Genomic DNA, 18,940 nt, shown 5'->3' on the forward strand with positions numbered 1-18,940 from the left:
AAAATTCCGCTCCCTTATTCTTCCTTTAAGCTTAAATTAAGCTTTGGCAATTATCATTGATTACAGAAATCGAAAGGAGCACGGAACATGAACAAAAAGATATTCGCAGCAGCGGCTGCTGTGGCTGTTACCGCAGGAGGTGCGGCTGCTATAATCGCCAACGCCTCCTCAGCCAAGGCGGAAGAAGACGTAAGCTACAGAGAATACAGCGTTTCCAAGGGAAACATCACCGCTGGAACAGAGGAAAGCGGCACCCTCTCCCTTGACAGGGAATATGTCTCATTCCCCTGCACCGCCGAGGTCACAGAGGTATATGTAAAGACAGGCACAAGCGTGAAGGAGGGCGACGCTCTTCTTAAAGTTGACCCCGATCATGTGGCGGAAGCCAAGAAGCAGTATGAGCTGAAGCTTAGATCTGCTCAGAACGCTCTTTATGAGGCAAAGGACAACCTCACCTCAGGCTCCCTTAAAGCTGAGCAGGAGCTTGAAAGCGCCAAGCTCAAAGGCACATCGGCGCAAAGCGAATATGAGCTTTACCTCAGCAAGCAGGAAAACGAAAAGGAGACCTCTGCCAAAAATCTTGCCGACTTGAAAAAGCAGCTTGAAGAATATGAGAATATGACCCTCACCTATGACGATGACTACGCCAAGCTCACCGCATACGAGAATAAGCTCAGCGCGCTTGAAGCGGATCACAAGGCAATGGAAAAGCAGTACAGGGAATATCAGAAAACCGACACTGCCAACAACGAAGCCCTTGAAGCCATAAAGGACGAGTACAGCGCATACACCGAAAAGATTTCCGACACCAGCGAAAGGATAAACTCCCTGAAACAGGCTTACGAGGAAGCAAAGGCAGCTTACGAACAGGCTCAGAGCGAATATGAAGATGCCAAGGAAGCCTACAATGATTCCGTTTATATATCGACTTCTTCCTCCGACAACTCTTCGACCACTCAAAACTCCCAGAACTCAAACACCTCCGCCGAAAGCAAGTATGAAGCCTCTTCCGCAGCACTCACCAAGGCATATAGCACCTACAGCGCCGCCAAGACCGCATACTCGGGCTATTATGTCACTTTAGGCGAGCAGATAAGTGACAAGATAGAGGACTACGAGGACAAAATCTCCGCTGCTGAGGAAGTCTGCAAGGCTCACCAGAAGATAACCGACGCATACAAAAGCGAAATGGACGACTTTAACTCCGACATATCCGATTACCGTGAGGAATATGAGGACTACAAGTCCGACTTTACCGACATTTACGGCAATAACGATGCGGATTCCATCAGCGACAGCATTGAAAAGCTTAAATCGGACATTTCTTCCGCACAGCTGAACATCGAAAGCAGTGCGGTAAGCGAAAGCTCCGACAGCCTTAACGCCAAGCAGGAAGCCCAGTCCGCACAGTCCGCCGCAGAGCTGGCAGAGCTTACCTATGAACGCACCATAAGCAGCCTTGAAAGCGATGTGGAGACCAAGCAGGACGAATATGACTCTCTTGTTGAGGAATACGCCGAGTTCTGCGAAAATGCAGGCGATGACGGCGTGATATACGCCCCCATTGACGGAATAGTTTCCTCTGTTTCCGTTTCCGAGGGGGACAGCATTATGCAGAATGCCACTATCGTTACCCTTATGGACACAAGCTCCGTTTACCTCAGCACATCCGTATCCGAGGAGGATATAACCGCTCTTACGGTAGGTCAGGAATGCACCATTTCCCTTACCGCCTATGACAATAAGAATTTCAGCGGCGAGATAGACACCATTTCCGCAGAGCCTGCCCGTTCCTCAGGCTCAGTAAGCTACACCGTCACCGTAAAGCTTGACACCCGGAACAGCCTTAACGTGCTGGAGGGCATGAGCGGCGATGTTACGTTCTTACAGCATCAGGTAACAGATGTTCTCACCGTCAATGTAAATGCCATTACCTTCCGTGACGGTCATTCCTACGTAAAGGTCTATGACGACAGCGGAAATATCGTTGAAAAGGAAGTCCAGACAGGCTTTACCGACGGAAGAAACGTTGAGATAACAGGCGTATCCGCAGGCGATAAGCTGCTGGCGGAGATCACTCTCAGCGGCGGAAAGGAATGATCTGAATGAGGATTTCCGAGCTGATAAAAACAGTTTTTATAAATATATTTTCAAACAAATCAAAATGCGCCCTTACCTCTCTCGGAATAGCCGCAGGCTCGGCGACCATCGTGCTGGTGATCGCCATTGGACAGGGCGGCAAGGCTGATGTTGCCGACCAGTTCAAGAACCTGAACGCAGGGGCAATAGAAGTCACCGCAGGTCAGACCGCCGATACCATGGTGGAAGGAATGATGGAAAACTTCGGCGGCTCCGGCGGTCCCCCTTCAAGCGGAGGAATGCCTGATTTCGGAGGTATGCCCGACTTTGGCGGTTCCGGCAGCTTCCCGTCAGGCGGCGGAGGACCTGCAGGAGGAGGTTTCTCAGGAAGAGGCTCTTCCGGCGGATTTTCAGGTGCAGCCCGAACAGGAGCCGTGACCCTCACAGAAGAGGACGTTGAGGACATTGCCGCTGTAGTTCCGAACATTGAGTCCATATCTATTATCACCAGCGGAGACGCAGCAGTTGACGGCGGAGACCTCGACGAAGAAACAAATTTCACCACCGCAGGCGTTATGCCCGAATATGCGCAGATAAGCAACCTTTCCGTGCAGTACGGCGAGTTTTTCACCGAGGACGATGAAGAGGACAAAGCAAAGGTCTGCGTGCTGGGCTACAAAACAGCGCAGAACATTTTCGGTGCTGCCTATCTGGCACAGGGCGAAAGCATTTCAATAGAAGGCAAAAATTACGAGGTCGTGGGCGTTCTTTCCTCAATGGGAACAGTCTCCTCGGGAATTTCCCCCGATGAAGCAATATACGTACCCTACTCCACAGCCGCAAAGTACATTTTCGGCTCGGACAGCGACCCCAAGATAACCGCCATAGCTTCCGATGTATCGGAGGTCGAAAACGTAATGGCGGATATCGAGGCGGTGCTTACCCAGAACTATCCCTCAGCCACCTTTACCATAACCGATGCAGGCAGCCAGATGGAAGCGGCAACAAAATCCGCCGACACTCTCCAGACGCTTCTTATCGCCGTGGCTTCCATAGTATTTTTCGTTGGCGGCGTTGGCATTATGAATGTACTTTTCGTAACGGTCAAGGAACGCACAGGCGAGATAGGTCTGCTGAAAGCCCTTGGCAGCCAGAAATCGGTGATACTTTCCGAATTTCTCCTTGAAGCGGGAATGATAGCCATATTCGGCGGTATCACAGGCGTGGCGGCAGGATATGCGCTTATCCCTGCGGCAGAGCTGCTGGGCACAAGAGCAGAGCCGTCGGTGCCGGCAGGCGTATTGTCGCTGGTATTTGCGGCGGCAACGGGAACTATTTTCGGCTTCTACCCCGCATACAAGGCTTCACGCCTTACACCTATCGAAGCCCTCAGCGGAGAATAAATATGAACATAAGAAAGGCAGATAATATGAATAAGAAAAGCTTTTTCCTTTTGCTTGCCCTGCTGACCCTTAACCTCACTGCCTGCTCGGACAGCGCAGAGGAAAATCAGCAGATAACCACCGCCGCTCCCAACAATTACACCGCAGTTTCAACAGATACAACGGTTTCGGGCGAAGTCACAGCCATTGCAGGCAATTATGTTACACTGGCGCTGGGAACGGTGGAAGAAAACAAAGACGACAGTGATAACAGCAATTCCGATGATAAGTCGGACGGTAATTACGATATGCCGTCGGATCTCCCCGACGCTCCCAACAATGACGGCAACGGCACTCCGCCCGAAATGCCTGACGGAAATATGCCGTCAGGAGATATGCCCGAAATGCCCTCGGGTGATATGAACGCTCCCGACGGCGCAGGCTTCGGAAGAGGCGGCAGGAAGAGCGCTTCTATCACTAAAAGTGGCGAGGAAAGCAGCTACATGATCCCCGTGGGAATGACAATAGCCGGACTTTCGGGACGTTCCTCCGACTATAGCGGCATAACCGTCGGAACGATCCTCACCCTTACAGTCAGCGAGGACGGCACAGTCCGTGCGGCAAGCGCAGAATAGGAGACAATATGGACGTTATCAGCATGAAGGATATCAGAAAAAGCTATGCCATGGGCGACAGCGTTCTGAACGTGCTAAAGGGCATCGACCTGACAGTAAAGGAGGGGGAATTTCTCGCCATACTCGGACCCTCAGGCTCGGGAAAATCCACCCTTATGAACATGATCGGCTGCATGGACAGCTTTGACAGCGGCGAATATTATCTCTCAGGCAACGCCGTGCATAAAATGAACGACAAAAGCCTTACAGACCTGCGAAACCGTTATGTGGGCTTTATTTTCCAGAAATATCACCTGATACAGAAATACACCGTGCTGCGCAATGTGATGATGCCACTGCTGCTCCGTGGGCTTACCTCGTCGGAGGCGGAGGCTGCCGCACGGGAGCGCCTTATTCAGCTGGGAATGGGCGAAAGAATGGATCACAAGCCCCATGAGCTTTCGGGCGGTCAGCAGCAAAGAGCAGCCATTGCAAGGGCACTGGTGGGCAACCCAAAGCTGCTCCTCGCCGATGAGCCCACAGGCGCTCTTGACAGCGCCACAGGCAAGGAAGTTCTGAAGCTTTTCGGCGAGCTTAACCAAAAGGGTCATACCATAGTCATGATAACCCACGACCTGAACGTTGCCAAAAGTGCAGGCAGGATAGTCCGCATAGTTGACGGCGAGCTGTTTGAAAATGAGCAGGGATAATAAAAGGAGCTGTTGCAAAAAATGCAGCAGCTCTTTTATTATTCTATCCCATGTATCACACAATCCGCCCGAGAAAGCTCATTTTCAAGCTCATCATCGGCAGGAACAGCGCATATATTTATAGTTCCGCCGCCGTAATAGGAGTAAAGCCCCACATCTCCGCTGCGGTAAAAGTCCGAGGGCGGGAATTTGTAATCGTCACCGTAAAAATTTGTTCCGGCAAGTGCATACAGCTCCCTGTAAAACGCCTCTGTATCTGCCATATCGGGCAGAACGGTCTCTATCATGTTCATGCTTATGATGCCGAACTTCTTGTTGAGCCAGTCCTGATATCCGTGGTCATCAAAGGTCGCCATTATCTCATATACACCGCCGTTGTCATCGGTAAACAAAGTGATGTTCGGCATGGATAATATCTCCCTGTCCTCGGTGAAGCAGTACGCCATGCCGTCGTTATCCAATAAAGGGGAACACGCCTCATAGCAATTCCACTGAGAAACGGGAGTGAGATAAACCTCCCCGTATTCATCACTGTAAACCGCATTGAAGCTGTTCACAAACTCATCTGCAGTGAAGCCGAACATCAGCACGCCGTCATTGCGAACGGCAGAAATCTCCGCCGTTTCAGCACTTTCGGTTTTCTGAGCTTGCTCAGAAATATTTTGAGTAATCTCGGAAACATTCTGAACAGTTTCGGAAACATTGCCGTCCCGCACCTCTCCGCAGCCGCAGAGAAGCAGCAATATGAGCGGGAAAATTCTTTTCGGCTTAGTGATGCTCGAAAATAACATTTCCGTCCTTTCTGGGCTTTGCCTCGGGAACAGGCTTGTCGGAGTAGCCGAGAATGCAGTTTCCTATGCCCACATAGTTCTCATCAAGTCCCCATTTTTTCATAATGTCCTTTCCAACGGGAGTAGAGAACACCTCACGGGCACGGTGTATCCAGCAGGAATCAACGCCCAGCGCATGAGCCGCATTCATAAGGTTGCCCATAACAAGACTGCCGTCCTCAACGTAGGTGGGAACACGGCTGTCGGCAAATACAACCACAACAACGGGAGCGCCGTAGAACGGGTCACTGTCTGTTCCCATGACCTTGGCGTTAAGGAAAGAGATGTCGGATATCCTGTCTCTGTCCCTGAGCACCACCATAACGGCGGACTGCTTGTTCATTCCGCTGGGGGCATATGAGCCTGCATCAAGTATCTGGTCAAGCACATCATCGGGAATGCTCTTGTTGCTGTAAGAGCGCACGCTTCTTCTTGTAATAAGGTTCTGAATGGTTTCGTTCATGATCTTCTTCCTTCCTTTTATCAATACACTATAACATCATCGGTGCGCTCCTCAAGGGAAACGTCCGATATTTTCATATCCACGCCGTATTTTGCGGCAGTCCTGTGAGCCTTGGCGATTATCCTCACCTTGTTTTTGTCAAAGGTTTTCAGGATAAGCTCGTCCTGCTTTTCCCGGGGGATAAATTTCAGAAAATTCTCCAATACTCCCGGAGATTCGGCAGCACTCAGCACCATTTCGGGCAGCGGGATATCTTCCTTTTTCACAAAGGGCAGGATAGCTCTTATTGCCTGAGCGTAATTCAATTCGTCAATATCTATTGTAAGTCTGAATTTCATATATTATCGTCCTTTCGCATTATGTGATTATATTATACAGCAATGGTATAAAAAATTCTACAGATATAAATTAAATATAATCTGCATACAAGAAAAAGCACGTACCTAAGGGTGCCCCTTTAAGTACGTGCTTTCATTGTTTAAGAATTCAGCTTAGTCCGAACGATCAAACCTCGTCCTCGTAAACCTCAACATCGCAGTCGCCTGTGAAAACGACATACTTGCCGCCCTCGGTGATCTCGAAGGAGAATGTTCTGTCATCACCAACGGAACCGTCGGAAATGAATCTGAACTGACCCTCGGAGGTTCTGTCAAGAGCTGTGCCGTCTGCACCCTTGGAAGCGCCGGTCATTGTCATGGTGATCTGTACCTTTGCAATGCCCTTGAATGCGCTGAGGTTAAGCTGTCTTACCTCGATAGCGCCGTCAAACATTGCCAGCTCATCAGCGGTAAGGAACTTGCCCTTGTTGGAAAGGTCGATATCTGTTACTTCGTCAGCGTCGATATCGTCGCTGTTGATGGTTACGGAATATCCGCTGTAAACGAATGTTGCGTTTACATTGTCCTTCTGAGCAAGAAGCTCAAGAACTCTTCTGAGGATAATGTCATCGGATTCCATGATGATAACTACCTCAGAACCGGAAGCTGCCTGACGGATAGCATAGCCTGCTCTTGCTGAGCTGTACGCATTGCCGCCTGCATAACGGCTTGCTGCACAATCTGTGCTGCCGTTGGAAGGATACTTTGCTGTAGGATCGGTGCCGTCTCCGTTATATCCTGTGGGAACAGGCTCGGGAGTAGGATTGGGATCAGGATTGGGCTTAGGATCGGGATCGGGATCGGGGTTAGGATTAGGATCGGGCTTGGAGCTGTCAGAACCGATATTAACTGTATATGTAACAGTTACGGAGCTTGCAGCCTCGCCGGAAGCGCCCAGTGTGTAATTGGGATAGTAAACGTCGCCCTCGTTCATTACGTTGCTGAGACCGATGGTAACAGGAACGGAAACAGTAGAGTCAGCATCGTAGGAATCGGGAAGAACGATAGAGGTCATAACGTCCTCAATAGCCTTTGCAGGGAGAGGAGCGTGGTCACCCTCGGAAGCGATAAGCTCCATTGTGATTGTCTGAGAACCGATAGCAGCTGTGATAGCGGAAGAAACAGCGGAAGCGTCGGAGTTGTAATCAACATCAATGGTCATGGGACCGCTTACGGTGTAATCATCATAGAAGGTAGGCTTCCAAGCCTCAAAGTTGATGACGCAGGTAGCTGTGGTAACCGCATCGGCAGAAAGCTCATACTTTGCTTTTCCGACAGTGGTAAGAGCAAATGCTGCAACACCTGCTGCTCCGTCAGATGAAACTGTAAGAGTGTAGTCATCGGAAGTAAGCATATCAATGCCGCTTACCTTGACAGCACCCTTGATAAGCTTTACCTGAGCATCTGTATCGGTAGTGTAAACTGTGATGGAATCGGGAAGTGTTACTACGGGGGTAATGGTCTTTATCTTGCTGCAGTTTGAGTAAACGGAAGCAGAAGATACGGTAAGATCATTGGCGCCTGCGGAAACAAAGAGCTTGGCAACATCAGAGAAATCTGTGCTGCCGCCTGCTGCTGTCCATGCTGCAGCCATATCAGCCATCATGTAGTAAGCAACGCCGTCGGCAACGCCGTCAGGCTTTACCTTTATCCAGTTAAGAGGAGAAGTATCACCCTTGCTGTCGCTGAGAACAAGGTCAGGGCGATCTGAGCTTGTATATTTGACAGCAATTACAGAATTGCCTGCCAGTACCTCGGGGGTAACGGTCTTGTCAGTGCCTACTTCGGTGAAAGCAGCCTGACCCCAAGCGCCGCAGCTTCCGCTGGACTGGTCGAAATCATACTTATAAGCGGGGAGTGTGGGAGCAGAGAAGCTTGATATCTCAACAAGCTCAACAGATTTCAGTGTTGCAGTAACGGCAATATAGTTCTGAACATTTCCGGCTATATGGTCATCAACCTTAAAATCCGAAACAGGAAGGTAGCAGTAATATTCTTTATCCTTTGAACTGGTAGCAGGAACCAGATTTTTACTGCTCTTGATGGTTCCGTCGTAGAACTGACCTGCATTATACCAGCCGCTGTAGGAGCCCCAGCCCCAGCCTGCGACCTCGCTCATTTTGTTTTTGCCGTCACCGATCTCAGGTGCAGTGTCAAAATCCATGGTTACCTTTACATAATTTGCGGAAGTAAAGCTTGACTCGTCGATTCCGTAAAGGCTTACCCAGCAGGAAGCATACTGAGACATAACGGGGTTGCCGTCAATGCTGAAGGTTTTGATAACACTTTCAGTGCCATTAGGTCTATCGACCGGAGCAGCTTCAGCAGTCATAGGTGCAAATGCCATAACGCTTACGGTCATCGCAAGAGCTGTTGCAGAAGCTATACATCTTTTAAGCTTCATTTTTATCTCCTCCTTGAAAAAATTTGATTAAATCCTTTGTTTATGAAAGAAACATCATATGCCGATATCTCCCCCATAAATATTCACAAGCTAATTTTAACACATTTTTGCCAAATCTTCAACTGTCATTTTTACAGATTAGCCAAGTGTGTTTTTTGTATGTTTGCACAAAAATTTTTCAGCTGTATTCAACTTAACTTTCCATTATTCCTAAAATTGTGAGTGAAGTGTTGGTGCTGCCCTCGGCAAGCTTTATCTCAACCGTGTGCTTTTCGCTGTCCTTGGAGATAAGTATCTGCTGAGTTTCGCCATAGTTGCCCCAGCCGCCCTTGAAATCAGCGTCAAGAGTGCCCTTTCTTTCGCCGTCAACGTAAACATCATACTTGCCGCCCTTGCCGTCAACCTTTTTCAGGTAGAAGAAGCCAAGGCACTTGCACTCTGTCTCGAATTTAAGATATCCCTCATCCTCGGTAACGAAGTTGTCGGGGAAAAGCTCGGGATAAACGGAGTTTCCGCCCTGCTCAAAGCCACTTATCTCCTGGGGAGTGATATCCGATGCGCCGAGCATCTTTGCGTCCTTGTAATAATCGGCAGTGTAAGCGGGAGTATCAAAAGCAACGCTGCTGTCGTCAATATTGTCAAGGTCGTCATAAACACTGTCAAGATACCTGCTTACCAGCTGACCGATAAGCTTGTGGCCCTCGTCATTGGGGTGGATATTGTCGGGGGAAATGTCCTTCCAGTCAAGAGTGCCCGCAGAGACCTCGGGATAAACCACAGCCCTGTAGCTGAGCATGGGCAGGTCATATGCAGCGCCTATCTCTTTGTGGGTCTCCCACAGGCTGGTGCCATCCTCCTGAGTGGTGAAAAGCAGCATTACCGCAGGCTGGCTGTCGCAGTTAAGTATCTTTCTTACAAGGCTGTCGTAGGAATACTTGTTCATAAGCTTGTCGGTGTCGTTTACGGAAAATTCCACGATGACTACATCGGGCTTGCTGTCAAGAAGCTGAGTGTCAACTCTGTGCACGCCCAGATAGGAATTTGTGCCGCCGATGCCCGCATTCACAAAATTAACATTGCTCTGAGGGAATTTCTCCACCCAGTACTTGTGAAAAAGCTCGGCATAGCAGTTGTTGTGGTCAGTGGCACTGCTTCCCTGAGTAATGGAGCCGCCGATAACGCCCACAGTGATGTCCTCGCCGTTTGCAACCTTTTTCATAGCCTTTGCAAGGCGAGCCTTGTTGCCCTCGCTGACAACAGCTCTCTCGTACATAGCGTCCGTAAGCCCCTTGGAGAGGTCAACAGGCTCAGTGGGAACAGCCTCGGTCGCCGCGGTAACAGGAGCGGGAGCGCTCTGGGCAGCAGTTGTCTCGGCAGGAGCGTCCTCTGCACTGTCAGTCTGTCCGCAGGCAGCAGCAGATAGGCATATCGTCAGAGCGCACAAAGCGGCAATGATCTTTTTATTCATATCAAAACGTCCTTTCAAATCACATTTGCACACATTATAACACACAAGCGCAGTTTTTACAATAGATAATATGAATCATCTGCCTGATGCGCCCAAATATCGCCAAAAAACACGCTTTCCTATTGACACTTTTCCAATCCGATGGTATAATTTGGTTAGTATATGCTAATATAAACAAAGGGGATTTGAAATGAAAGACTATGACCCTGAGAAAATGATCTCAGACAGCAGATTTTCCGTGCTTTTTGCAGATTCTGACAAAGCCATGCAGGAAAAGGTACTGAGCCGCATAGACAGGCTTGTCAGCGACAACAGGCCATATGCCGATGATAAGAACTACGGCTTTTTGTGCAACCTTTTCACCTCGCTGGCGTTTGTGTTCTCGTATGAAGAGCGGGGCAGAACAAGAGAGGAAAGCATAGCAATAGTGCGGAACGCCATGTACGACTTTGTAAAGCCACAGATAAATACGATGAAAAAGCTGTCACGTCTGCCTGTGTTCGTGCCGTTTCTGAAAGTGTATATGCCAATAAAGATCCGCAGAACAGCAGGCTACGGCTGGAACATCGAGCTACCGCAGGCACCGAAGAACACATTTTCCATGATAACCCACGACTGTATTTTTGACCAGCTGTTCAGGAAATACGGCATACCCGAGCTTACGGCTGTGTTCTGCCATATAGATGATATCATTTACGACTCGCTTCCCGGAGCAGATTTTGTTTATACCCAGCAGATAGGAAACGGCGGAAGCTGCTGTGACTACAGTTTTGTGAGGAAATAAGATATATTAACGATATTAACAGGGACTTGCAGACAAAATGCAGGTCCCTGTTGCTTTTGTTTGTGCTGATTTTTCCAACAGTCCACTTATCACGCAAAAGCGGCAGGCTCTCGCCTGCCGCACATAAGGATACGCATTGCTGCGTTATAATCATCTGCCCCTATGCTTTTCATCTCGTCCTCGGTAAGTCCCAGCCACGAAAGAAAAATATACGCTTTGGCATCTCTGCCGCACTCTGCGGCGCGCTTGCTGATATCGTCAAAACCGGTTATAATTTTGATATGCCTCCTCGCATCGGGATACTGTAATTGTCATACTCCTATTATACCAGTTCGTCTGAAAAAAAATCCTGACACACCGCAGTGCATCGGGATTTTCTGTTACCGCAAAATTAAAGCATATGTGCTCTCAGCTCATCGGGAGTCTGGGGGCAAAGGTATGCGGGAGCTACGTCGAAAATGGTCTTGCAGCCGCTTGCGCCCTCTGCGTTAAGCTTGTATGCTGCTCTTGCAAATGCAACCAGCACGCCTGCGGTGAACTCAGGGTTGGAGTCAAGCTTCAGGCTGAATTCCATAACGTGCTTGTTATCGCCGTTGCCTGTCTTGCCGGTTCTGATGACAAAACCACCGTGAGGTATTCCGCTGTGGTTCTTTTCAAGCTCCTCCTCGGTGATGAAATGAACGGTAGTATCATAGTCGGAGAAGTAGTTGGGCATGGTCTTGATATCATGCTCGATCTGAGCCAGGTCTGCACCCTCCTCAGCAACTACGAAGCACTCTCTTGTGTGCTTTTCACGGGTGGTGAGAACGGGATTTTCGCCGTTTCTTACCTTCTCGAGAGCGGACTCAACGGGAATGGTGTACTGCTTGCCGTTCTTAACGCCCTTTACACGTCTGATAGCATCGGAGTGACCCTGGCTTACGCCCTTGCCCCAGAATGTGTAGTCGCTTCCCTCGGGAAGAACTGCGTTGCCGTACATTCTCATAAGAGAGAACAGTCCCGGATCCCAACCAACGGAGATAACACCGATCTTGCCGGACTCCTTAGCAGCCTTGTCAACATCTGCGAAATGCTCGGGGATCCTTGCGTGAGTATCGAAGCTGTCAACTACATTGAAATACTTTACATACTCAGGGGTCTGGGCGGGAAGGTCATTTGCGCTTCCTCCGCAGAGGATAAGAACGTCGATCTCGTCCTTGTGAGCTGCTGCATCGTTTACGGAATAAACGGGAACGCCCTCTGTCATTATCTTTACAGAAGCGGGATCACGGCGTGTAAAAACTGCCTTGAGGCACATATCTTTGTTCTGACGGATAGAGAACTCAACGCCTCTTCCAAGGTTGCCGTAGCCTAAAATACCGACACGGATCATAAATATCAATCTCCCTATAAAATAATAATATTCATTAACGCAGAAAAGCAAAATGACCGACCTGCGGACGTCCCTGCCGCCCATATGCAAGCCGACTGTTATTTTCCTGCAAAGCAATGCACAAATTTATAATAACAAAAAAATCCGCAAAAGTCAATACCCTCCGAACAAATTAAGTCAGAAAATATAAACCCACGCGGACTTTTTTATTTATTTTAATGCAAGTAAGCAGCTTATGCAGTTGCATCATTCGCTGTATTTTGAATCTATTCCCAGATATTCTTCCAGCGTAAGGCCGCTGTCATAGACCTTTTTGGCAGTCTCCTTACCAAGGTATCTGATATGCCAAGGCTCATACATATAGCCCGTTACATCCTCGCCGTCCTCGGGATATCTGATGATGAAGCCATATTCCCAGCAGTGTGCCTTGACCCACACATACTCGTCGGTATCGGCAAAGGAGATGTCAATGGTGTTCATATCAAAGGCAAGCCCTGTCTGATGCTCGGAATGGCCCGGGCGGGCGGAATAGCGGTCTGCCTCTGCCTTACCGCTGCGCTGTACATATCTGTCGTAAAGCCCCGACTGATATTCATAGGAGCGAAAGCCCGATGATACGTATATGTTCAGCCCCTCCTTTGTGGCTGCGGCCTGCATATCGTCAAAAGCCGCCTGAGCCTCGGGGTCAACGCCCGGGTTATAGTCCGCAGGGAGAGCGTAGGTCTTGTTTGCAATGAGAATACCGCCTATGTATGTAAGTCCCGGAGCCGCCTTGACAGTCACGTTCACTTTTGCTGTAACGTTGGGGCTGGCAGCGGAAGCCACGGTGACAACGCACGTACCCTCGCCCACAGCGGTGATATTTCCAAGCCCATCTACCTTTGCAATGCTTTCATCGGAGCTTGTCCATATCTCGGATTTATCGGGAGCGCTTTCGGGTGACATGGTAACAATGGGCATCTTGTGTTCGCCCTGAGAAAGCGTCACATCGTAAAACGTAAGCTCAATGCCTGTGACAGTGCCCGTGCTTTCTGCCTGAGCGTCCTCATAAACCGCCTCGGTTGTCGTAGTTTCAGCTGCTGAGGTCTCTTCTGCCGAATTTTCAGCAGCCGCAGGTGCTTCGGTCTGTACCTCCTCCGCAGCAGTTGTTTCGCTTTCGGACACTGCCTCCGATGTTTCAAGCTCGGTTTCCGATGTTATTTCTTCCGAAACAATTTCAGACGAAACAGCAGTGGTGACATCGACAGATGCGTCAGTATCCTCGGTCACGGCAGAGGTCTCCGCCATTACGGGTATATTTTCTTCCACCTGAGTGCAGGCGGTAAGCATAAGAACAGCAGCCAGCGCCGCCGCAAATCTTTTCATATAGCTTCCTCCGATATACATTATAATAGTATAAAAGGATAAAAAAAAACGCCGAGACTATTGTCTCGACGAATCGTGGAGCGGATTACGAGGCTCGAACTCGCTACCTCCACCTTGGCAAGGTGGCGCTCTACCAGATGAGCTAAATCCGCAATATGGTGCCTCCGGACGGAATCGAACCATCGACACGGGGATTTTCAGTCCCCTGCTCTACCGACTGAGCTACAGAGGCAAAATGGCGACCTGGATGGGACTCGAACCCACGACCTCCGCCGTGACAGGGCGGCGTTCTAACCAACTGAACTACCAGGCCGAATATTGTGCGGAATTGTTTTTGCGAACAATTCCGCATCATTTTGGTGGGAACAATAGGGCTCGAACCTATGACCCTCTGCTTGTAAGGCAGATGCTCTCCCAGCTGAGCTATGCTCCCATTCGCCCGATATTGTTGGGCTTCCGCTTGTCTTTTGAGAACCGCTGTCCTCAACCGACTTGTTTATTCTACTACATTCAGCAGGAAAAGTCAAGGGGTTTTTCAAAAAAAATTTCAGTTTGTGACATTTGCTGACAGATATGCTGTTTTGCACATATACGGTTAGATATTATGCACATCAAAATCAGCACTTTTTTAAAATATCCGCAGCAGAGATCCCGCTGCGGATATAAAATGCCGAAAAATATTTTTACAGACTTTCACCGAAACCAAATTTATTTCCAAGCCATGTTTTTACAAGCTCTATCCACACAACACACTCACGCTGAATGCCATATCCGCCCTTGTCTTGGGTGAACTCATTGGCAAGCGCCAGCCCATGTCCCCCGTCGGGAAAAATGTGCAGCTCGCAGTTTACGCCCTTTTCTTTCAGCGCCATGGCAAAAAGCATGGAATTTTCCGAGGGAACCACATTGTCCGTAAAGGTGTGCCAGATAAAGGCAGGGGGAGTGTTCTCCGTCACCTGCTTTTCAAGGGACATTTTTTCAAGCATCTCCTTATTCTCGCCATATGGTACCCCCAGCAGTGCCTCAAAGGAGCCACGGTGAGCATACACGCCCGAGGATATAACAGGGTAGCACAGTATCATTCCCGCAGGCCTAAGCTCCTGTGCTGTAAGCCCCACAGAGCGGCATATAAAGTCCTCGCCGCTGAAAATGCCGTAGCTTGCCGCCAGATGACCTCCAGCAGAGCCGCCCATAATGATGATCTTGTCCGTCAGAACGTTCCACCTGTCCGCATTTTCACGGATTATCTTCCATGCCTGAGCGATCTCCAGCAGCTGTGTGGGATATACCGCAGGCTTTACCGAATATGTAAGCACCGCCGCATGATAGCCCATAGCGGTGAACTGGAGCGCCAGAGGCTCCCCCTCCTTGTGGGACACAAATTCATATCCTCCGCCCGGGCAGATGAACACCATAGGTCTCCTGCTGTACTCAAAATATTCCGAGCTGTCAACGATATATGTGCGCAGGGTGGCATTATCCCCCGAGCCCTCTGCTTTTATCTTAAAACTCTCAATTATCATAGCTTCTCCTTTAAGCAAGACTGCTCATTACAATATTTTTTATCTTTCTCACCAGCACGCCCGATCTGCCCACGCCTGCCTGCTGTGTGCCGAAAAGCAGCGTGATGCCATGGGCAGGCTCATTTGAAAAGAACGTGCCGAGCCAGCCGTCCCAGCCGTATTCTCCCTTGGTTGAAAACAGCGATGTCATGCTCTCGTCGTCGCATACACGCATAAGATTACCGTATGTATAGCCTGTCATCCAGCCCCAGCCCTCTGCCAGCTGATGCTTCCGGTGGGGTGCCAGACCTCCGTGAGTGAGGAATCTCACCGCCGCCTGCGGCATTATGCGGGTACCGTTATATTCTCCGCCGTTCATAAGCATTTGGGCAAACTTGGCATAATCATCAAGGGTGGAGCACAGACCCGCTCCGCCTGACTGGAACGCTGGGATGTTATCCCTCTCATACGCAAGACCAAGATGATTTGTTTTCATCTCATACAGACCGTTTTCCGAATAGTCATACACCTTTGCAAGACGTGAGGATTTTTCCGCAGGCACATAAAAATCCGTGTCATTCATGCCCAGCGGCTCGAAAAAGCGCTTTTTGAGGAAATCACGGAATGACATTCCGCTGACCCTTTCCACAAGCGCACCCAGAATATCGGCGGAAGCGCCGTACATGAACCGCTCCCCCGGCTCAAAGCAAAGGTCAACGTGGGACATCATCTCCGCAAACTCCCGGGTAGTCACAGGCGAGTCGGAGCGCAGCCGCTGTTCTACTGTCCGGAACACCGTTCCGCTTTGTCTGCCGCCCTCAGTGGCTCCGTCAGGGTATGGGATACCCGAGGTCATGTTCAGCAGGTCACGGACTGTGATGTGATTTTTCGCCCCACGCCTTTCGCCGTCGGCGTTCACATATGAGCAGGCAAATTCGGGCATATAGTCCGACAGCCACGCTCCCATGTCTATCTTCCCCTCGGAGGCCAGCAGCACCACCGCTGCGGCAGTTATCGGCTTTGTCTGGGAATACAGTCGGAAGATAGTATCACGCTCAACAGGCAGGCTGTTTTCAATGTCCCTCATACCGTACTGGCAATACACCTCCCTGCCGTTATGCAGCACAAGCACATTTGCGCCTGATACGTCGCCGTTTTCAACAGCAATTTTCAAAGTTTCGTTTATCTGAGATATCATTTTGCACCTCTCACGGGCTGACCCGTGCCTTATTTTTACTTTACCTGTATTTTAGCACATATCCCTCCTCTTTGCAAGACAATTTGACAGCATAAAACCGCCTGCGTCAACACACTGTAAACAAAAAAACTGTATTTTATCCTTGCAACCTTGGTGATTGTGTGATATAATTATTTGAATAGGGGAATTTCATTACACGAAAGGATCATCAGAATGAACAACGATTTTTATTCCGAGCAGCTTGTGGCAAAAAAGTCAGGCGGCTCCGAAACAGCCAAGAAAATACTCATAGGCGTGCTTACCGCTCTTGTGGCAGCCTTTCTTTTCCTTATAATTATTTTCCCGCTGAGCCTGCTGCTGGTGGGTCTGGTGTTTTACGGCGGATATTATCTTATGACAGGCATCGACACCGAGTATGAATATATCCTCACCAACGGCGACCTTGATATCGACAAGATAACAGGCAAGCGCAAAAGAAAGCGTCTGCTCAGCACAAAGATAGGCGACTTCACCGCCTTCGGCAAGCTGGAGGAAGCTCCCGAGGCAGCCGACAAGGTAACTACCGTCCTTGTTACCGACGGCACAAACGAGGGCGCATATTACGCCGATTTCAGGCACCAGAGCGCAGGAAATGTCCGCCTTATCTTCACTCCCAACGAAAAGACCATGGAGGGCGTAAAGATGTTCCTCCCCAGACAGCTCAAAGCTGAAATGATAAGAAAGAAGTAAGCGAATAAATACTCATTGTATATATTTAATCAGATATATACAATGAGTATTTTTATATGCTATGAAAAAGCCGCCTCAAACGAGACGGCTTTTGATTTTATAGGGTTTTATCAAAGAATTTTGATGTCGCCGATAAGGGGCAGGGGCTTATCGCTTGCCTGGCACGCATTAACAAGGTTAATGATAGCAAAAACAAATACAACAAGACTGATGATACCCGAGATATACTTTATAATGGGTATGTAATTAAGGATCGAGCAGGCAACAGAGCAGCCGAAAATAATCAGCGACTGATTTGCACGGAACTTGAGATATTCGGAATTTTTCTGGCTCTCAACTACCAGAGGAAGGAAGAACAGAAATGGGAAAACCGACATAAGAATACCCATACCCTTGTTTGCGTTTGCGTCTTCCTGGCTGAAATTGTAATTTGCCATTTTTTTACCCCTTTCGTGATAACAATGAAGTTTTATTCCAAAGTAAGAGTTACTTGATAACTCTTACTTTGATTACGTTCTCTGCAGCGGAAAGCTTTGCAGCGATGTCCTCGCTGATGTTGCCTGCTGCGTCAATGAGTGTGTATGCGTAATCCTTCTTGGAAGCATTTATCATGTTGTCGATGTTGATGGAAGCCTTTCCGAGGATAGTTGTGATCTCGGAAATAACAGCGGGAACATTCTTATGCAGAACGCAGATCTTTGTGCCTGCGGCATTCATCTCTGCATTGGGGAAGTTTACGGAATTTCTGATGTTTCCGTTCTCAATGTAGTCGATAAGCTCGGAAGCAGCCATAACTGCGCAGTTGTCCTCGGACTCGGGAGTGGAAGCGCCCAGGTGAGGAACGCAGATAACGTTCTTTACGCCGATAAGCTCATCGGAGGGGAAGTCAGTGATGTAGCAAGCGATCTTGCCGCTTTCAACAGCAGCCAGAACAGCAGCGGTATCAGCCAGCTCGCCTCTTGCGAAGTTGAGTATTCTTACGCCGTCCTTCATAACAGCGATGGACTTTTCACAGATAGTGCCCTTGGTATCAGCATTGTAAGGAACGTGGATAGTGATATAGTCGGAAGCAGCATAGAGGTCGTTAACATCGGTAACGGTCTTTACGCCGGGCTTAAGGGAAAGCGCAGCCTTTACGGAGAGGAAAGGATCGTAGCCGATCACCTTCATGCCAAGGCTCATTGCAGCATTTGCGACCAGAACGCCGATAGCGCCCAGACCGATAACGCCCAGAGTCTTTCCGCTGATCTCGGGACCTGCGAAGTTGGACTTGCCCTTTTCTACCTTCTTGCCGATATCTTCCTGACCCTTGAGGGTGGATACCCAGTCAATAGCGTCAGTTACCTTTCTGGAGGAAAGGAGGAGACCTGCGATAACAAGCTCCTTAACAGCGTTTGCATTGGCACCGGGAGTGTTGAAAACAACGATGCCCTCTTCTGCGCAGCGGTCAACGGGAATGTTGTTTACGCCTGCGCCTGCTCTTGCGATAGCGAGAAGCTTATTGCCGAACTGCATATCGTGCATAGCTGCGGAACGTACCATGATAGCGTCGGGATTTTCCACAGCATCGGCAACTGTATATTTTGCCTTGTCAAATGCGTCTGTGCCGCACTTGGCGATCTTATTGAGTGTAAGAATATCGTACATGGTAAAAGAACCTCCG

At 49.2% G+C, this 18,940-nt stretch carries 17 protein-coding genes and 4 tRNA genes; 6 read left to right on the forward strand and 15 right to left on the reverse strand.

All coding sequences use genetic code 11. The features are described from left to right. Positions 1-87: 87 nt before the first annotated feature. The 4 genes from OCV68_RS07615 to OCV68_RS07630 are packed head-to-tail and all read left to right on the forward strand — an operon-like array spanning position 88 to position 4,785. Positions 88-2,100, forward strand: coding sequence for an efflux RND transporter periplasmic adaptor subunit (locus OCV68_RS07615; protein WP_262571891.1), 2,013 nt, complete (start codon positions 88-90; stop codon positions 2,098-2,100). A 5-nt stretch (positions 2,101-2,105) separates the two neighbouring features. Beyond that, positions 2,106-3,482, forward strand: coding sequence for an ABC transporter permease (locus tag OCV68_RS07620; RefSeq protein ID WP_262571893.1), 1,377 nt, complete (start codon positions 2,106-2,108; stop codon positions 3,480-3,482). A gap of 26 nt (positions 3,483-3,508) precedes the next feature. Further along, positions 3,509-4,096: a hypothetical protein gene (locus tag OCV68_RS07625; RefSeq protein ID WP_262571895.1), complete on the forward strand. Its 588-nt coding sequence runs from the start codon at positions 3,509-3,511 to the stop codon at positions 4,094-4,096. 8 nt (positions 4,097-4,104) lie between these two features. Next, entirely contained in the window at positions 4,105-4,785 is a 681-nt protein-coding gene (locus OCV68_RS07630) for an ABC transporter ATP-binding protein (protein WP_022475145.1), read from the forward strand. 38 nt (positions 4,786-4,823) lie between these two features. On the opposite strand, the gene OCV68_RS07635 is transcribed toward OCV68_RS07630, so the two are convergent. The 5 genes from OCV68_RS07635 to OCV68_RS07655 form a co-directional block, all read right to left on the reverse strand. Next, the gene (locus OCV68_RS07635) at positions 4,824-5,576 is read right to left on the reverse strand and encodes a hypothetical protein (RefSeq protein ID WP_262571897.1); all 753 of its coding nucleotides are present in this window, start codon (positions 5,574-5,576) and stop codon (positions 4,824-4,826) included. Further along, a complete protein-coding gene (locus OCV68_RS07640) occupies positions 5,554-6,078 on the reverse strand; it encodes a nitroreductase (RefSeq protein WP_022475143.1) in 525 nt (174 codons plus the stop codon). Before OCV68_RS07640 ends, OCV68_RS07635 begins: the two co-directional genes overlap by 23 nt. A 20-nt stretch (positions 6,079-6,098) precedes the next feature. Continuing rightward, on the reverse strand, positions 6,099-6,416 hold the full coding sequence (locus OCV68_RS07645; protein WP_022475142.1) for a hypothetical protein: 318 nt from the start codon (positions 6,414-6,416) through the stop codon (positions 6,099-6,101). Between the two features lie 166 nt (positions 6,417-6,582). Continuing rightward, positions 6,583-8,859, reverse strand: a complete 2,277-nt coding sequence (locus OCV68_RS07650) for a hypothetical protein (RefSeq protein ID WP_262571899.1) — start codon at positions 8,857-8,859, stop codon at positions 6,583-6,585. 193 nt (positions 8,860-9,052) lie between these two features. Next, positions 9,053-10,327, reverse strand: a complete 1,275-nt coding sequence (locus tag OCV68_RS07655; RefSeq protein ID WP_262571901.1) for an SGNH/GDSL hydrolase family protein — start codon at positions 10,325-10,327, stop codon at positions 9,053-9,055. Positions 10,328-10,517: 190 nt separating this feature from the next. Here OCV68_RS07655 and OCV68_RS07660 point away from each other — a divergent pair, with 190 nt between their 5' ends. Beyond that, positions 10,518-11,111 (forward strand): L-2-amino-thiazoline-4-carboxylic acid hydrolase, encoded by a 594-nt coding sequence (locus OCV68_RS07660; RefSeq protein ID WP_262571903.1) that lies wholly within the window; start codon positions 10,518-10,520, stop codon positions 11,109-11,111. Positions 11,112-11,502: 391 nt separating this feature from the next. Here the strand turns inward: OCV68_RS07660 and OCV68_RS07665 are convergent, their stop codons facing one another. From OCV68_RS07665 to OCV68_RS07700, 8 genes are all read right to left on the reverse strand, one after another. Then, positions 11,503-12,483, reverse strand: coding sequence for a diaminopimelate dehydrogenase (locus tag OCV68_RS07665; protein ID WP_262571905.1), 981 nt, complete (start codon positions 12,481-12,483; stop codon positions 11,503-11,505). 246 nt (positions 12,484-12,729) lie between these two features. Then, positions 12,730-13,848 carry a D-alanyl-D-alanine carboxypeptidase family protein gene (locus OCV68_RS07670; RefSeq protein WP_262571906.1) on the reverse strand — a complete coding sequence of 373 codons (1,119 nt, stop codon included), beginning with the start codon at positions 13,846-13,848 and terminating at the stop codon, positions 12,730-12,732. Positions 13,849-13,924: 76 nt separating this feature from the next. Beyond that, positions 13,925-14,000: transfer RNA gene (locus tag OCV68_RS07675), tRNA-Gly, on the reverse strand. 4 nt (positions 14,001-14,004) lie between these two features. After that, positions 14,005-14,080: transfer RNA gene (locus OCV68_RS07680), tRNA-Phe, on the reverse strand. A gap of 4 nt (positions 14,081-14,084) precedes the next feature. Then, positions 14,085-14,161 (reverse strand) — tRNA-Asp (locus tag OCV68_RS07685). Between the two features lie 44 nt (positions 14,162-14,205). Beyond that, positions 14,206-14,281, reverse strand: a tRNA-Val gene (locus OCV68_RS07690). A gap of 250 nt (positions 14,282-14,531) precedes the next feature. Continuing rightward, positions 14,532-15,371: an alpha/beta hydrolase gene (locus OCV68_RS07695; protein WP_262571907.1), complete on the reverse strand. Its 840-nt coding sequence runs from the start codon at positions 15,369-15,371 to the stop codon at positions 14,532-14,534. Between the two features lie 10 nt (positions 15,372-15,381). Then, positions 15,382-16,548 carry a serine hydrolase domain-containing protein gene (locus tag OCV68_RS07700; protein ID WP_262571909.1) on the reverse strand — a complete coding sequence of 389 codons (1,167 nt, stop codon included), beginning with the start codon at positions 16,546-16,548 and terminating at the stop codon, positions 15,382-15,384. A 213-nt stretch (positions 16,549-16,761) separates the two neighbouring features. Between OCV68_RS07700 and OCV68_RS07705 the strand changes: the two genes are divergently transcribed. Continuing rightward, the gene (locus OCV68_RS07705) at positions 16,762-17,277 is read left to right on the forward strand and encodes an FUSC family protein (RefSeq protein WP_262571911.1); all 516 of its coding nucleotides are present in this window, start codon (positions 16,762-16,764) and stop codon (positions 17,275-17,277) included. A gap of 110 nt (positions 17,278-17,387) precedes the next feature. Here OCV68_RS07705 and OCV68_RS07710 read toward each other — a convergent pair whose 3' ends face one another. Together OCV68_RS07710 and OCV68_RS07715 are read right to left on the reverse strand one after the other, a co-directional pair. Further along, the gene (locus tag OCV68_RS07710; protein ID WP_147622726.1) at positions 17,388-17,714 is read right to left on the reverse strand and encodes a hypothetical protein; all 327 of its coding nucleotides are present in this window, start codon (positions 17,712-17,714) and stop codon (positions 17,388-17,390) included. A 49-nt stretch (positions 17,715-17,763) separates the two neighbouring features. After that, a complete protein-coding gene (locus tag OCV68_RS07715) occupies positions 17,764-18,924 on the reverse strand; it encodes a phosphoglycerate dehydrogenase (RefSeq protein ID WP_262571912.1) in 1,161 nt (386 codons plus the stop codon). Positions 18,925-18,940 lie beyond the last annotated feature (16 nt).

The sequence above is a fragment of the Huintestinicola butyrica genome, assembly GCF_025567215.1.
GTDB lineage: Bacteria > Bacillota > Clostridia > Oscillospirales > Ruminococcaceae > Huintestinicola > Huintestinicola butyrica.

What these genes read in the sequence shown, in the direction of transcription:
- OCV68_RS07660 (WP_262571903.1), top strand. Translation starts at nt 10,518, where the DNA reads ATGAAAGACTATGACCCTGAGAAAATGATCTCAGACAGCAGATTTTCC.
- OCV68_RS07640 (WP_022475143.1), bottom strand. Translation starts at nt 6,078, where the DNA reads ATGAACGAAACCATTCAGAACCTTATTACAAGAAGAAGCGTGCGCTCT.
- OCV68_RS07630 (WP_022475145.1), top strand. Translation starts at nt 4,105, where the DNA reads ATGGACGTTATCAGCATGAAGGATATCAGAAAAAGCTATGCCATGGGC.
- OCV68_RS07645 (WP_022475142.1), bottom strand. Translation starts at nt 6,416, where the DNA reads ATGAAATTCAGACTTACAATAGATATTGACGAATTGAATTACGCTCAG.
- OCV68_RS07715 (WP_262571912.1), bottom strand. Translation starts at nt 18,924, where the DNA reads ATGTACGATATTCTTACACTCAATAAGATCGCCAAGTGCGGCACAGAC.
- OCV68_RS07635 (WP_262571897.1), bottom strand. Translation starts at nt 5,576, where the DNA reads ATGTTATTTTCGAGCATCACTAAGCCGAAAAGAATTTTCCCGCTCATA.
- OCV68_RS07700 (WP_262571909.1), bottom strand. Translation starts at nt 16,548, where the DNA reads ATGATATCTCAGATAAACGAAACTTTGAAAATTGCTGTTGAAAACGGC.
- OCV68_RS07625 (WP_262571895.1), top strand. Translation starts at nt 3,509, where the DNA reads ATGAATAAGAAAAGCTTTTTCCTTTTGCTTGCCCTGCTGACCCTTAAC.
- OCV68_RS07710 (WP_147622726.1), bottom strand. Translation starts at nt 17,714, where the DNA reads ATGGCAAATTACAATTTCAGCCAGGAAGACGCAAACGCAAACAAGGGT.
- OCV68_RS07665 (WP_262571905.1), bottom strand. Translation starts at nt 12,483, where the DNA reads ATGATCCGTGTCGGTATTTTAGGCTACGGCAACCTTGGAAGAGGCGTT.
- OCV68_RS07620 (WP_262571893.1), top strand. Translation starts at nt 2,106, where the DNA reads ATGAGGATTTCCGAGCTGATAAAAACAGTTTTTATAAATATATTTTCA.
- OCV68_RS07655 (WP_262571901.1), bottom strand. Translation starts at nt 10,327, where the DNA reads ATGAATAAAAAGATCATTGCCGCTTTGTGCGCTCTGACGATATGCCTA.
- OCV68_RS07705 (WP_262571911.1), top strand. Translation starts at nt 16,762, where the DNA reads ATGAACAACGATTTTTATTCCGAGCAGCTTGTGGCAAAAAAGTCAGGC.
- OCV68_RS07615 (WP_262571891.1), top strand. Translation starts at nt 88, where the DNA reads ATGAACAAAAAGATATTCGCAGCAGCGGCTGCTGTGGCTGTTACCGCA.
- OCV68_RS07650 (WP_262571899.1), bottom strand. Translation starts at nt 8,859, where the DNA reads ATGAAGCTTAAAAGATGTATAGCTTCTGCAACAGCTCTTGCGATGACC.
- OCV68_RS07695 (WP_262571907.1), bottom strand. Translation starts at nt 15,371, where the DNA reads ATGATAATTGAGAGTTTTAAGATAAAAGCAGAGGGCTCGGGGGATAAT.
- OCV68_RS07670 (WP_262571906.1), bottom strand. Translation starts at nt 13,848, where the DNA reads ATGAAAAGATTTGCGGCGGCGCTGGCTGCTGTTCTTATGCTTACCGCC.